Here is a 13,318-nt window from a genome sequence, read left to right as displayed (position 1 = left end):
TTTCGCCCGATCGATCGGTTGCCCTGTTTGCAGGGAAAGTTACCGCTGCTATCGTCTGACTGAAATGACATTAATCGGGCAAAAACTGCCATGGCTCGCACAGTTGCTCTCGTGGTGCATCCGGGTTTCCAGCTTCTCGATGCGGCCGGGCCGACGTCGGCTTTCGAGATGGCGGAGCGATTCCGGCCGGGCAGCTACGACCTGATCCTGATGGCGCCGGGCGGCGGCGAAATCGAGAGCTCGTCGGGCCTCAAGCTGTCGGCTGCCCCGCTCCGGGATGGGCCTTTCGACACGGTGATGATCTCGGGCGGCGAGATCATCCGCTCCATGGAGGCAGTGCGCGAAATTCTCGAATGGCTGAAACGCACGAGCGCAAGGCGCGTGACGAGCGTGTGTTCCGGGGCCTATCTGCTCGCCGAAGCCGGGCTCCTCGATGGACGTCGGGCCACGACGCATTGGGGCAGTTCGCACGACTTTTCTCGCCGCTACCCGAAGATAGAGCTCGATGCGGAGCGTATCTATATCCAGGACGGTCATGTCTGGACGTCAGCCGGAATATCTGCCGGTATCGACCTGGCGCTTGCCCTTATCGAAGACGATCTGGGCGCGGATATCGCGCGCAGAACCGCCCAACAGCTCGTCGTTCATCAACGCCGGCCCGGTGGCCAGTCCCAGTTTTCAGCGCTTGTCGATCTTGGAGGGCACACGGGCAGGTTCTCGGCCTTGATCGGCTGGATGCGCGAGCATCTGGCCGACCAGCTGACCGTCGAGCGCCTCGCCGACCAGGCGGCGATGAGCCCGCGCAACTTTGCCAGGGCATTTGCGGCCGAAACCGGCACGACACCGGCCAAGGCCGTCGAGCGACTGCGTCTCGAAACGGCGCGGATGGCGGTCGAAACCGGCCACCTGCCACTCGAGCACATTGCCGAGGCTTCCGGTTTCGGCGACGCCGGCCGAATGCGGCGAGCGTTCCTGAGAAGCCTGGGACAGCCTCCGCAAGCGCTCAGGCGCGGCTACAAGTAGCGCTCGGACGCAGATCGCCGGTCAAAGACGCGCCTAGAACTCCTGCCAGTCGTTGCTGACCGCAGCGGCCGAGGAGCCGCCGGAGAAGGCGGTGGCAACCCTGCGGCCCAGATTGCGGGCAGGCGAGGCAGCCGGCACGTCGCGGCGATCAGCCGGGCGCGGAACGTGGCGCTGACCGGGCAGCTTGAACTGGGCCAGCAGTTCGTTGAGCGATGCAGCATCCCGGGCAAGACCATGGCTTGCGGCGGTCGATTCCTCGACCATCGCGGCATTCTTCTGGGTATCCTGGTCCATCTGGTTGACGGCCGTGTTGATCTGCTGAAGGCCCGAAGACTGTTCCTGGGCCGACTCCACGATTGCGTTGACGTGCCGGTTGATTTCCTGCACTTCCGCAACGATCGTTACCAGCGCCTGTCCGGTCTGACCCACCAGCTGCACTCCGGCATTGACCTGTTCATTCGACGTCGTGATCAGCGCCTTGATCTCCTTGGCGGCCTTGGCGGAACGCTGGGCGAGTTCGCGCACTTCCTGGGCAACGACGGCAAAGCCCTTGCCGGCATCGCCTGCGCGGGCCGCTTCGACGCCGGCGTTGAGTGCCAGAAGATTGGTCTGGAAGGCGATATCGTCGATGACGCCAATGATGTTGGAAATCTCGCCTGAGGACTTCTCGATCTGTTCCATCGCCTTGACGGCACGCTGGACGACCTCGCCGGAGTTTTCGGCGCCGCTGCGGGTGCGGGCAACCAGCGCGCCGGCCTCCTGAGCACGCTTGGTGGCGTCCTTGACGGTAGTGGTGATCTCTTCGAGAGCTGCGGCGGTTTCCTCGACGGAAGCTGCCTGCTGCTCGGTGCGCTTGGCCAGATCGTCGGCGGCGGCCTTGATCTCTGCCGAACCGGCCTGGATGCTGCGGGCATTCTCCGCCACCTGCTCCAGGGCCGTCTGCAGCTTTGTGGCCGAGACGTTGAAATCGTTGCGGACACCGTCCAACGTCGCGGTGAACTGCCTTTCGATGCGATAGGAGACGTTGCCATCGGACAGATGGCTCAGGCCCTCTGCCAGGTTGTCGACGGCAAACTTGATCTCGGCGGCTTCGCGCGTCTTCTGGGCTTCGCGCTCCATGCGGTCGCGCTCCGACAGGCCGCGATTGTCTTCAGCTTCCCGTTCCAGGCGAGCACGCTCCAGAGCGTTGTCGCGGAAGATGGCGACGGCCTTGGCCATCTCGCCGATTTCGTCCTTGCGGTCGAGGCCGTCGATGGCAGCTTCCGTCTGGCTGGCGGCCAGCGAAGCCATGCGCTCACGCAGGCGGGCCATCGGCGCGGTGATGCCCTTGTGGGCGATGGTCATGGACAGAACGGCGGCGATCGCGATGCCTAAAAGCATGCCGCAGATCGCATAGGTGATCGTGCTGGAGACCGATTGGCTCAACATCTTGGCGCCATTGTTGAGGATTTCGGCCATGGCGCCGTTATTGGCGCCGAATTTCGGCGAGAGATCGACGATGGCCTGGTCGAGCTTGGCGGAAAGGGTACGGACCTTTTCCTGGTCGCCTGCGGTATGGGCCTTGAGAAGATCGTCGCCGACTGCCTTCAGCGCATCCGCACCGGCAAGCAGTTCGTCGATCGCAGCCTTGCGGCTCGGCACCAGCGCCGGGATCTGGGTCAACCGGTCACGGGCGCCGGCAAATTCCTTGGAAAACCGGCCGGACAGATCCTGGAACGCCGCGCTTGCCGGGTCCTGGGCCAGCGCGCGGCTCAGCCATGTCGTCGCGGTCCACATGCCGGCAGCGCCGCGGGGTCCGAAGGTCGCCGCGTTACTTTCCTTCTGCAGGAAGCCGGAATAAGCCTCGTTGGCGGCGCTGAACCTGCTGGTGACATACATCAGGCCTGCAAGGGAAATGACCGCGAGGATGGCAATCGCCATCAGAAATTTCGTTTTGATCTTTAAATTCTTGAGCATCAGATACCTCAAAAAACGCTGAAAGAGCGACAGTGCATCGAAAAGTGAGAAATGCCGGAGCCGTGCCGGACGGTGCACATCATGCGCATGGTGATCGAACTTGATCCTCCGTTTTTCATAAGCGCTTTTTCATAATAAAATCTTACTCTTGCCGCAGCGCGGCAAAGGCACATTCGAACTTTCAGGTGGTTTTCACCACTGCTTAACCAAAGGCTGCAGAAGGCAATCTTGTTTGTTGCGACGCACAATGGACTGCCTTTAATTGGGAGGCGGACCATGGTCTCGGTTCCCCGTCAAACCGGGCAAATTGATATGAAATCAACTATCCATAATCAAAGGACTTCAACGTGAATTTTTCACGCCGCAACATCATGACGCTTTCAGCGGCCGCCCTGGCAACCACCTTCCCGAAAATGGCATCCGCGCAGGCGATCGGCTTTACCCCGAGCCCCATATATCCCGATCCGGCTATCCAAATCCTCGATCCGAGCTTTGCGAAATATCGCGTCGCCAGCAGCTCACTCGAACAAGTCGCAACCGGCGCTCGCTGGCTGGAAGGCCCGGTCTGGTTCGGCGACGGGCGTTATCTTCTTGTCAGCGACATTCCGAACAATCGGGTCATGCGCTACGACGAGGCTAACGAGAGCTGGAGCGTCTACAACGCCAACGCCAACTATGCCAACGGCCACGCCCGCGACCGCCAGGGCCGGTTGCTTTCCTGTGAACATCTGACACGCCGGGTCACCCGCACCGAATATGACGGATCGATCACCGTGCTCGCGGACAACTACAACGGCAAGAGGCTCAACTCCCCGAACGATATCGTCTGCAAATCGGACGGCTCCATCTGGTTCACTGATCCGCCCTTCGGCATTGCCGGCGAGTGGGAAGGAGACAAGGCAACAGCGGAACTGCCACATTCGGTCTATCGCATCTCGCCGGACGGCAAGCTTGGCCTCGTCACCGATGAGCTGAAAGGCCCGAACGGCCTTGCATTTTCGCCGGATGAAAAGAAGCTCTACATTGTTGAAGGTCGCGCATCGCCCTTCCGCATCATCTGGAGCTACGATGTCGGCGCGGACGGCGTGAAGCTTTCGAACAAGACGGCGCTGGTGACGGCCGACGACAACGGGGGTCTCGATGGCTTCAAGATCGATGTCGATGGCAATCTCTGGTGCGGCTGGGGATCGAACGGCGCTGCAGGCGCCAAGCCCGAGGATCTGAACGGCGTCAAGATATTCAGCCCGGCCGGCAAGGCAATCGGCTTCATCAAGCTTCCGGAGCGGTGCCCGAACCTTGTCTTCGGCGGCCCGAAGAAGAACCGCCTCTATATGGCGAGCAGCCACTCGGTCTACGCGATCTACGTGGAAACCCGCGGCGCCGTTTAATCACCGCGACGAAATCCGAAGCGGCCGGCCGTCAGGTCCGGCCGTTTTCGCAGGCTAGGCGCCTTGCGGTACCGGGCGCCGCATCGCCGCCGCTCCTTCCTTCAGACCCCCCTATTTGCCCGGGTCGTTCATGTTTTCTTAACATTCGTCATTTCTTATCAAGCTAATTGCGAATCTTGATCAAATTATCCGAAATCAATCTTAGAGTGCATATTACGGGGGCAGCATCATGCGGACTGGCTGTGTGCTTCACGGGACCAGAAAACCGGCGCTGCTTTCGGGGGTCTGCGGCACTGCGCTGCTTCTGGGCTTCTGCCTCGCAATGCCGGTTGCGGCCCACGCCGTTGACTGGCGCGGGTTGACGAGCAGTGACTGGACGGACGGGAGCAACTGGGCAGGCGGCGTTGCGCCCGCACCCGGAGCATCCGTCAACATCAGTACGGCGGGTGCACCAGGAAATACGCCGGTCGTTCTCGGCGTCACGGGGCCGGCCAGCGTTTCGGTAGGGGTGACAACTGTCGGACAAGGGGGTGTCGTTCCCGGCGTTTTAACGATCCAGAACGGCAGCACCTTGACCAGCGCTACCAACTCCCGGCTGGGCGGTGCAGCCAATACAACCGGTATCGCCACCGTCACCGGACCAGGATCGCAGTGGAACATCACCGGCACCAGTTTTTATATCGGCTTTCTTGGTACGGGCATTCTCAACATTGAGAATGGCGGGCAATTGAGCGTTGGCACCGCAGTCTTGGGTAACATCGCCGGCTCTTCCGGCACGCTCAACATCAGCAGCGGCGGCATCCTCCAGGCTCAAGCCTTGCGGGGCGGCCCCGGCGCAAGCCAGGCCAATTTCGACAATGGCATTCTGCGCGCCACCGCCGCGAACGCGACCTTTATCAACGGATTTTCCGGCACCGAACTCAACCTGCTCGCCGGCGGGCTGACGATCGATACCGGCGGCTTTGCCGTGGGAACCGACGCAACGTCGGGCTTCAGCGGCGTCGGCGGCCTGACCGTCACCGGCGCCGGCGGGATTTTCAACCTACTGGCAAACAGCATTTACTCAGGCGAGACGCAGATCGACTTCGGCAGCAGCCTCGCCCTTACCGGCGCCGGTGCCGTCGCCAATTCCAGCCGAGTTGTCGCAGACGGTGCCTTTGACGTTTCGGCAGCCGCGACCCCAGCCATCCGCAGCCTCGCCGGCGGCGGCACCGTGCTGCTCGGGGCTCAAACTCTGACGATCACCAATGCCAACGACACGTTCGCCGGCGTCATCGGCGGCACGGGCGGACTGACCGTTACCGGCGGCAGCCAGACGCTTTCGGGCGTCAACACCTATACCGGCGCGACGACGGTGAGCGGTGGCCGGCTCGCCGTCAACGGCTCGATCACCAGCCCGGTCGCGACCTCGGGGGCCGGCATTCTCGGCGGCACCGGCACGATCTTCGGCGATGTGACCAATGCCGGCGTGGTGGCGCCCGGCAATTCGATCGGCACGCTGACGATTGCCGGCAACTATACCGGCACAGGCGGAACACTCGCGATCGAAACCGTGCTCGGCGGCGACGCCTCGCCGACCGACCGGCTCGTGGTGACGGGCAATACCGCAGGCACGACCAACGTCACGGTCGCCAATCTCGGCGGCGGCGGCGCCCAGACCGTCGAGGGCATCAAGATCGTCGATGTCGGGGGCACGTCCGCGGGCACTTTTTCGCTGCTCGGCAACTATGTGTTCGAAGGCGATCAGGCCGTGGTCGGCGGAGCCTATGCCTATCGGCTCTACCAGGGCGGCGTCAGCACGCCTGCCGACGGCGACTGGTATCTCCGTTCGGCCCTGCTCAATCCCGCCGGCGCCGCGATCGGGATGGTCTATGCGCCGGGTGTTCCGCTCTACGAGAGCTATGCCGGCGTGCTGCAGACGCTCAACGAATTCGGCACGCTGCGCCAGCGCACCAGCGGGCGGGCGATCGACGAGGGACAAGCGGAGAACGATCCTGCCAAGGCGATCTGGACCCGCATCGACGGCACGCATGCGCATTTCAATCCGAAAACCTCGACCACCGGCACCGAATACGACGTGGACAGCTGGACGATGCAGGCGGGCATCGACGGAATGTTGCGTGAAAACGCCGCCGGCGCACTGATCGGCGGCGTCAGTTTTCACTTCGATACGGCCTCTGCGGACGTCTCCTCGCGCTTCGGCAAAGGCAATATCGATACAACGGGCTGTGGTTTCGACGGCACCCTGACCTGGTACGGCAATAGCGGCTTCTACGTCGATACTCAGGCTGCTTTGACCTGGTATGACAGCAGTCTCAAATCCTCGACCCTTAACGCCACGCTTGCCAGCGGCAATGACGGCTTCGGTTATGGCCTCAGCGTCGAAGCCGGACAGAAGATCGCCCTGACACGCCAGTGGTCGCTGACGCCGCAGGCGCAACTGGCCTATTCCTCCGTGCGCTTCGACCGTTTTACCGACGCTTATGGCGCCGCCGTCTCACTGGACGACGCCGACAGTCTGACCGGACGCCTCGGCATCTCGGCCGACTATGACCGCGACTGGAAGGACGCCACCGGACAGATCAGCCGCGCGAAGGTCTACGGCATCGCCAATCTCTATTACGACTTTCTCGACGGCTCGAACGTCGATGTCTCCGGGATCAGCGTCGCCAGCGAAAACCAGCCGCTCTGGGGCGGCCTCAGCCTGGGCGGTTCGCTCAGCTGGTCCGACGATCGATATGCAGTCCACGCAGAAGCCTTCGCCCGCACCAGCCTCAAGGACTTCGGCGACAGCAACGCCATCGGCGCCAAAGTCGGGTTCAGCATGAAGTGGTAGCGAGACCGGTGTCTGTCGACCGGGACGCCGCGATATCTACTCCGTCTTTCCGGCGGAAAGCCCAAAAAACTCTTTTCTGTACCCCGCCGACAGCGGTCGGAGCTTCGTCAAATTTTTGAGAATCCGGACAGGTTGCCTGAGAACGTTCCTGTTCAGGAAATACATATGGATCAGGCTGGGCGCCTTGCTGTGTGATCCCTTGTGGGCGACGCGGTAGACGGCGCCCCGGAAGGGTAGCGCGTTCAAGGGCGTACCGCGTTCGGCCAAAACCGATTCTATGCGGACATGGCTGCCAAGCATGTCCTTGACCCATTGGAGTGAAACGTCTTCCGCCTTGGATGGCAGTCCGTAGAGGTCAGAGCGGATGATCAGCGAGGTTCCGCAATAGTGGTTGAACTGGTCGCGGCACAACAGAATGCTGCCGCCGTCGTCCCAGATATAGCCCTTGTCGATCGTCCAGCCGTTCTCGTTCTGGTGCCGGGCGGCGTATTCGGTAATTCTAGCGCTGACAAAATCGTCGTCGTCGACGATCATGAAGAAGCGACAATCGCGGGCCGTGAGCATGCCCGCAAGCACGCGGCGGCCTTTGTCGGCGCGGAATGAATCGAGAAAATCCTCTTCCGTGGCATCGCCGCGCTCGTGGATGTCGTTCGGCGGAAAGTCCACCCATGCCACCGAAAATTTCTCCGGCAGGACCGGAAGATCGGCGCCCCGATTGGCGACAATCACCCCCCGCCAGTCGGGATTGGTCTGGTTGGCGATGGACGCCACCGTCTGCGTCAGATTTCGCTTCAGAATGCTCCAGTCGCGTGCGTTGTCCTGGTGCCTGACGGGAATGATGAAGGTGATAACACTCATGACAGCCTCCAGTCGTTGATCTCAGGCGCGATCATGCCGCGACACCCGCCTGTTCTTTTGCCCATCTGATGCCGTCGTCGAGCGACGTCGCCTTGTAGGAAAGATCGGTGCCTCCCGAAAAGGCATTCATGAAACGCCGGATTTTACCGTAATTGTTGTCGAGCACCGCATGGCGGCGGCCGATGAGAAGCGAGCAGATATGGACATGCAGGCGGTCGGTCACGATGGCCCCGCCACGGGAAATCTGCCGTATGCCGCGCTGGAAGCGGTTGTTGGCCGCGGCGTCCAGCTTACGCAACCGCATTTCGGAAGGGGTGAAATGCAGCAATGCCGAGGCTGCTCCGAGTGCTTTCGCAACGCGTACCTTCGACCGGTTCTCGGTAATCCAATCCTCCTTCGGGATGTCCGGATAGGCGGAAAAGTCAACGGTCCCGACCTGCTCCTTGTCCTGGCGGAGCATCGCAAGCACGGGAAATTCCGGCGCAGCGGGCTCTATGCTGCCGATGCAGAAGGCCATGTCCGGGCACAGATTGACCTGGCAATCAAAATTTTCCTTGGCAAACTGAAACGATTCCTCGTCGCGCACCAGCAGCACGAAATTCTTGTGCTTGCCGATCGCGCGCTTGCTCTGCTCCAACCGCTCCGGAGACTTGTAGTGAATCGACTGCGGAAACTGGACGATCTGGCGATCGGGAAACAGCCCCATCACGCGCTCCCGGAAATCCTGGTGAAACACCCAGATATCGCCAAAATTTCCGCCCCCATGGATGAAGATCGGACCGTTCGGGGCAGAGCTTTTGAGTTCATCCGGTGAAAAATCGTCGGTCGTGCAGACGTAGGAAGGCCGCTTTGCGTAGCGCTGCTGCAAATAGGCCATTTCTCCCAGCCAGATCGCGGAATCTCCGCAATTCCTGATATCGGGAAAGTCCAGTATCGCTATCGGTTCATCAGGGCGGATGAACTGTTTAAGGCAATCGTGGGTCCTGTCCTGAAGTTTGGTGATCAGTTCGGATTGCTGAACGGGTGACATTATGCCTCTCTTTCAAAAGTTAGAACAACAAGTCCCGCGATCAGGCGTGACTGACTTTGGACAACACCTTGGAAGCGATCTTTCTGACTTCAGTCTCCGGGCCATTTGGACGATCCATAACCAGCCAGAGAAAGAGGCTGGAACCGCAATAGAGAACGCCTCCAAGGCAAATAAGGGCGGCAAGTTGTAGAACAAGTCCGGTATGCGTGGTCTCAATTCCCATGTAGCGATCAGCGAGCGACACGCCGGCAGCCATGACCGCCGAGCTGGCAAGCGCTCTGAAATTTGCCCATAGCTGGGCGGTGACCGAGACATTTATGAAGCGCTTCACGATCACCATGTTCACAAACGCGCTGAAGAGGCCGGTGAGCACCCGGCTGAAGATCAGTCCCGGAAGCCCCCAGAACACCAGGCCGATCGTGATCACCGGGATCCGGACAAGAAGCATCTGCGCGTCGCGGATGAACAGGTTCCGGGTTTGCCCCAGCGCCATGCCGAGAGGCTGATTGAGAGATCCCAGTGTCTGCAGCGCATAAACAGAGGCCAGCGCCTGGATGATGAAAATCACCGGAAGCCATTTTTCACCAAGCACCAGCCTGACCAGGGGATCTGCGATGACCGCCATCCCTATACCCGCGGGTAACGCGACCGCCGTCAGCAAGGCCTGCGTTCGCTGATAGGCTGCGGCGAGACGCGCAGGATCATGGCGGACATTGGCAAACGCCGGGTAGATGGTGGCGGTCAGAGGCGCCGTCGCTTCGCGCGTGGGCGTCATCGCAAGCTGCCCGCCAAGCGAATAATATCCAAGGGCCGAACCCGTCAGCAGCTTGCCGATAAGCAGGTAATCGAAACGCCAATTGAGGGTGTTGACGATCTGCCCGGCGGTAATCCAGATCGAGAACGAAAAGAATTCACGCATATGGGAAAAGGTGACCCGGGGGCGGAACGGCAGGATGAAATAGGATGCCACAACGTTGGTGACCTGCATCACCAGCGTGCCGACCACAAGCGCCCAATAGGTTTGATAGATGACGGCGATGGCGACGGTCGCCACAAATCCGGCAACCTTCTGGGCAACGTTGAGCACGAATTCCTGCCAGAAAATCAGCTCCCGCTGGAGCATGATCCGTCGCGGATTGGCGAACCCGTTTATGAGGAGGCTAAGGCTCAGAACAAGAAGAACGCCGAAAAGGCGCGGCTCGTCGTAGATGAGGGAAGCCGGATAGGCGAAGGCGGCGAATAGGACGCACAATATCAGACCGCGCGTTGCAGCCAGTGTCCATGCGGCGCTGAAATGGGATTCCCCGGGAGCCTCGTGGCGGATCAGGGCCTCGTTCAAGGAAAGCTCGGTTATCGTCGTCACGATGGCGAGCATCGTCGTCGCAAGCGCAACCAAGCCAAAATCCGACGGCAAGAGATACCACGCCAGAACGATGGTGCTGAGGGTCGACAACCCGTTGACGATGATCCTCGAGAGGGAGACCCAGAGACTTCCCGTTACCAGGCGATCAGCAATGCTCATGGCCGACCTCTTCGCAACAAATACCGATCGTATGTGAGCGACATCATTCCATAGCTACCCTTTTTCGTGGAGTTTCGGCCCCTTTTCAAGCCGCGAGAAGGCTGTGCCGTCTTGCCGCAAGCGCGGGTTTCGCGCACATGACGCGTGAGATCTCCTTGCCGCATTCGAAGGGCGGGCTATCTGCTGGACACTTCGGTCATCGAGTTCTCCATGCAATTTTTCCCTTGTCGTCTACCTCGTTCAGCGGCGCGATCCGGAAGCCATGGCCAAGGCCTAAGACCGCTGACGATCTAGTTGGCGGGAAATGATGTTGGTTTTGTGGTGCCCTTCGCAAGTGCGAAAGAACCTGCGCGCACGGCCGCCATCCGGGGCGGCATCACCTGCAATTTGCGCGCATCCGGGCTTTGATCCAAGCTCGGAATATATTGGCTCCGCCGCCTTCATAACGAAGCGGCGGAGCAGAAAAGACAGTTTTCGATTACGTCAGCTGACGACGACGGCGATGACGACCACACAGTCGCCGGCCTTGACCAATCCCGGGAAATGCCGGGCGCACAGGATGCCACCCATCTTCGCGCGGATTTCACGGGGAGCTGCACCGGTCCGTCCGGTTGGGTAGATGCGGGCCACAATGGCGCCTTCGCCAACCTCCTCTCCAAGATCGAAGACGGGCTCGATCAGTCCGTCTTCCTCGGCGAAGGAAAAGCAATTGCCGTCCGGCATGTCGAGCCAGGTCGTCGGCGTGACATCGGCGCTGCCCGCGACGATGCCCGCACGGCGCAGCACGTTGATGACGCCGCGCTTGGCGATCCCCGCGCTTTTCGCCGTCGCGGTGCCGCCACCGCCGAGCTCCGTAGTGATAAAGACCTTGCCCATCTCCTCGGCGGCCGTGTCGTACATGCCGACCGCGTCGATCTCGAGCATCTTCATCGAATAGGGCGCCGAAAACGCCTTGACCAGATCGAAGGCGCGGGCCTCCTGTTCCTTGTCGGGCAGGATATGGGCAGCGCAGAAGGGCAGGAAATCGAGTGTCCTGCCGCCGGAGTGAAAGTCGAGGACGACGTCGGCGCGGGGCAGCAAATCGCGCTGGAAATAATCGGCGATCTTCTGCGTTACCGTGCCGTCCGGGCGACCCGGAAAGCTGCGGTTCAGGTTGCCCTTGTCGATCGGCGACGTTCGCGTTCCGGCTAGGAATGCCGGGTAGTTCATCGCCGGAACGATGATCACCGTGCCGCTGACATCCTCCGGTTTGAGGCTGCGGGCCAGATCGAAGAGCGCAATCGGCCCTTCGTATTCGTCGCCGTGGTTGCCGCCGGTCAGGAGGGCCACGGGCCCTTTGCCGCTGCGGATAACCGTAAGCGGGATCATCACCGATCCCCAGGCGGAATCGTCGCGGCTATAGGGCAGCCGCAGGAAACCGTGCTGCACGCCGTCGGCGTCGAAGTCCACCGTCGGGCTGATCGGCGACGGTCGCAAGGCGCTCTCGCTCATGGCAGTCTCAATCCTTGACCATCAGCTTGCGCGGTACGTTGGCAAAGCATTCGACCCCGGTATCGGTGATGAGGATGCTCTCGGTTGTCTCGAAACCCATGTCCTCGAGCCAGAGGCCGGTCATGAAATGGAAGGTCATGCCAGGCTTCAGCTCGGTGCGGTCGCCTGGGCGCAGGCTCATGGTGCGCTCGCCCCAGTCCGGCGGATAGGACAGGCCGATCGGATAGCCGGTGCGGTTGTCCTTGACGATTCCGTATTTCTTGAGCACCGCGAAGAAGGCATTGGCGATGTCCTCACAGGTATTGCCAGGCTTGGCCACCGCAAGACCTGCCTCCATGCCCTCTAGCGTCGCCTTTTCCGCGTCGAGGAAGGCCTGCGTCGGCTTACCGAGGAAAACCGTGCGCGACAGCGGCACGTGATAGCGATTATAGCAGCCCGCGATCTCGAAGAAGGTGCCCTCGCCCCTCTTCATCGGCCGGTCGTCCCAGGTCAGGTGCGGCGCGGAGGCTTCGACACCTGACGGCAAGAGCGGCACGATCGCCGGATAGTCGCCGCCGATGCCGTCGACGCCGCGGGTGCCTGCGTCGTAGATTTCGGCGACCAGATCGCATTTGCGCATGCCGACCTCGATCTTGTCGAAGATACGGGCATGCATCGCCTCGACGATCCGCGCGGCGTTGCGCATGTATTTGATCTCGGTTTCGCTTTTCACCGCACGCTGCCAGTTCACGAGCGCGGTCGCGTCCACGAAGCGGGCGTTCGGCAGATGTTTCTGCAGCGAGGCGAAGGCGGCCGCGGAGAACCAGTAATTGTCCATCTCGACGCCGATCGTCAGCGTGCCGAAACCGCGATCCGTCAGGATACCGGAGAGATAATCCATCGGGTGTCGCTCGGTCGACTGCACGTAATGATCGGGATAGCCGACGATATTTTCCTGGCTGAGATAGGAAGTCAGCTTGGCACCGTTGGCGTCCTGGCCGCGGCCGAACCAGACCGGTTCGCCGGACGGCGGCACGATGACGGCCTGATGCACATAAAACGACCAGCCGTCATAACCCGTCAGCCAGGCCATGTTTGATGGATCGCTGACGATCAGGAGGTCGACCCCCTTCGCCTCCATGGCATGCCGGGTCTTTTCCAGCCGCGCGGCATATTCCCCACGCGAGAATTTGAGATTGGGCTGGGTCATGTTTCTTCCCTTCTTATCCGGCGCA

The 13,318-nt window shown here is 61.1% G+C and carries 9 protein-coding genes; 3 read left to right on the top strand and 6 right to left on the bottom strand.

The genetic code is table 11. From position 1 onward, the window contains the following. The first annotated feature begins 90 nt into the window (after positions 1 to 90). Positions 91 to 1,023, top strand: a complete 933-nt coding sequence (locus ACZ9IU_RS24720; RefSeq protein ID WP_040125460.1) for a GlxA family transcriptional regulator — start codon at positions 91 to 93, stop codon at positions 1,021 to 1,023. A 33-nt stretch (positions 1,024 to 1,056) separates the two neighbouring features. Here the strand turns inward: ACZ9IU_RS24720 and ACZ9IU_RS24715 are convergent, their stop codons facing one another. Beyond that, positions 1,057 to 2,979 carry a methyl-accepting chemotaxis protein gene (locus ACZ9IU_RS24715; RefSeq protein WP_040125897.1) on the bottom strand — a complete coding sequence of 641 codons (1,923 nt, stop codon included), beginning with the start codon at positions 2,977 to 2,979 and terminating at the stop codon, positions 1,057 to 1,059. A gap of 347 nt (positions 2,980 to 3,326) precedes the next feature. Between ACZ9IU_RS24715 and ACZ9IU_RS24710 the strand changes: the two genes are divergently transcribed. Then, a complete protein-coding gene (locus ACZ9IU_RS24710; protein WP_040125461.1) occupies positions 3,327 to 4,367 on the top strand; it encodes an SMP-30/gluconolactonase/LRE family protein in 1,041 nt (346 codons plus the stop codon). 229 nt (positions 4,368 to 4,596) lie between these two features. Further along, positions 4,597 to 7,203 carry an autotransporter family protein gene (locus ACZ9IU_RS24705; protein WP_244447586.1) on the top strand — a complete coding sequence of 869 codons (2,607 nt, stop codon included), beginning with the start codon at positions 4,597 to 4,599 and terminating at the stop codon, positions 7,201 to 7,203. Positions 7,204 to 7,239: 36 nt separating this feature from the next. Here the strand turns inward: ACZ9IU_RS24705 and ACZ9IU_RS24700 are convergent, their stop codons facing one another. The 5 genes from ACZ9IU_RS24700 to doeA all read right to left on the bottom strand — a co-directional run bounded on the left by ACZ9IU_RS24700 (position 7,240) and on the right by doeA (position 13,293). Beyond that, on the bottom strand, positions 7,240 to 8,061 hold the full coding sequence (locus ACZ9IU_RS24700) for a hypothetical protein (protein WP_040125462.1): 822 nt from the start codon (positions 8,059 to 8,061) through the stop codon (positions 7,240 to 7,242). 31 nt (positions 8,062 to 8,092) lie between these two features. Then, the gene (locus ACZ9IU_RS24695; RefSeq protein ID WP_040125463.1) at positions 8,093 to 9,091 is read right to left on the bottom strand and encodes a polysaccharide pyruvyl transferase family protein; all 999 of its coding nucleotides are present in this window, start codon (positions 9,089 to 9,091) and stop codon (positions 8,093 to 8,095) included. Positions 9,092 to 9,131: 40 nt separating this feature from the next. Then, positions 9,132 to 10,613: a lipopolysaccharide biosynthesis protein gene (locus tag ACZ9IU_RS24690; protein WP_040125464.1), complete on the bottom strand. Its 1,482-nt coding sequence runs from the start codon at positions 10,611 to 10,613 to the stop codon at positions 9,132 to 9,134. A gap of 483 nt (positions 10,614 to 11,096) precedes the next feature. Beyond that, the gene (gene doeB, locus ACZ9IU_RS24685; RefSeq protein ID WP_040125465.1) at positions 11,097 to 12,104 is read right to left on the bottom strand and encodes a N(2)-acetyl-L-2,4-diaminobutanoate deacetylase DoeB; all 1,008 of its coding nucleotides are present in this window, start codon (positions 12,102 to 12,104) and stop codon (positions 11,097 to 11,099) included. A gap of 7 nt (positions 12,105 to 12,111) precedes the next feature. After that, entirely contained in the window at positions 12,112 to 13,293 is a 1,182-nt protein-coding gene (gene doeA / locus ACZ9IU_RS24680; protein WP_040125466.1) for an ectoine hydrolase DoeA, read from the bottom strand. Between the last annotated feature and the right edge of the window lie 25 nt (positions 13,294 to 13,318).

It is taken from the genome of Mesorhizobium sp. USDA 4132, from assembly GCF_056279545.1.
The sequence above is the reverse complement of the archived record's forward strand: the minus strand, read 5'-3'. Positions and strand labels throughout refer to the sequence as shown.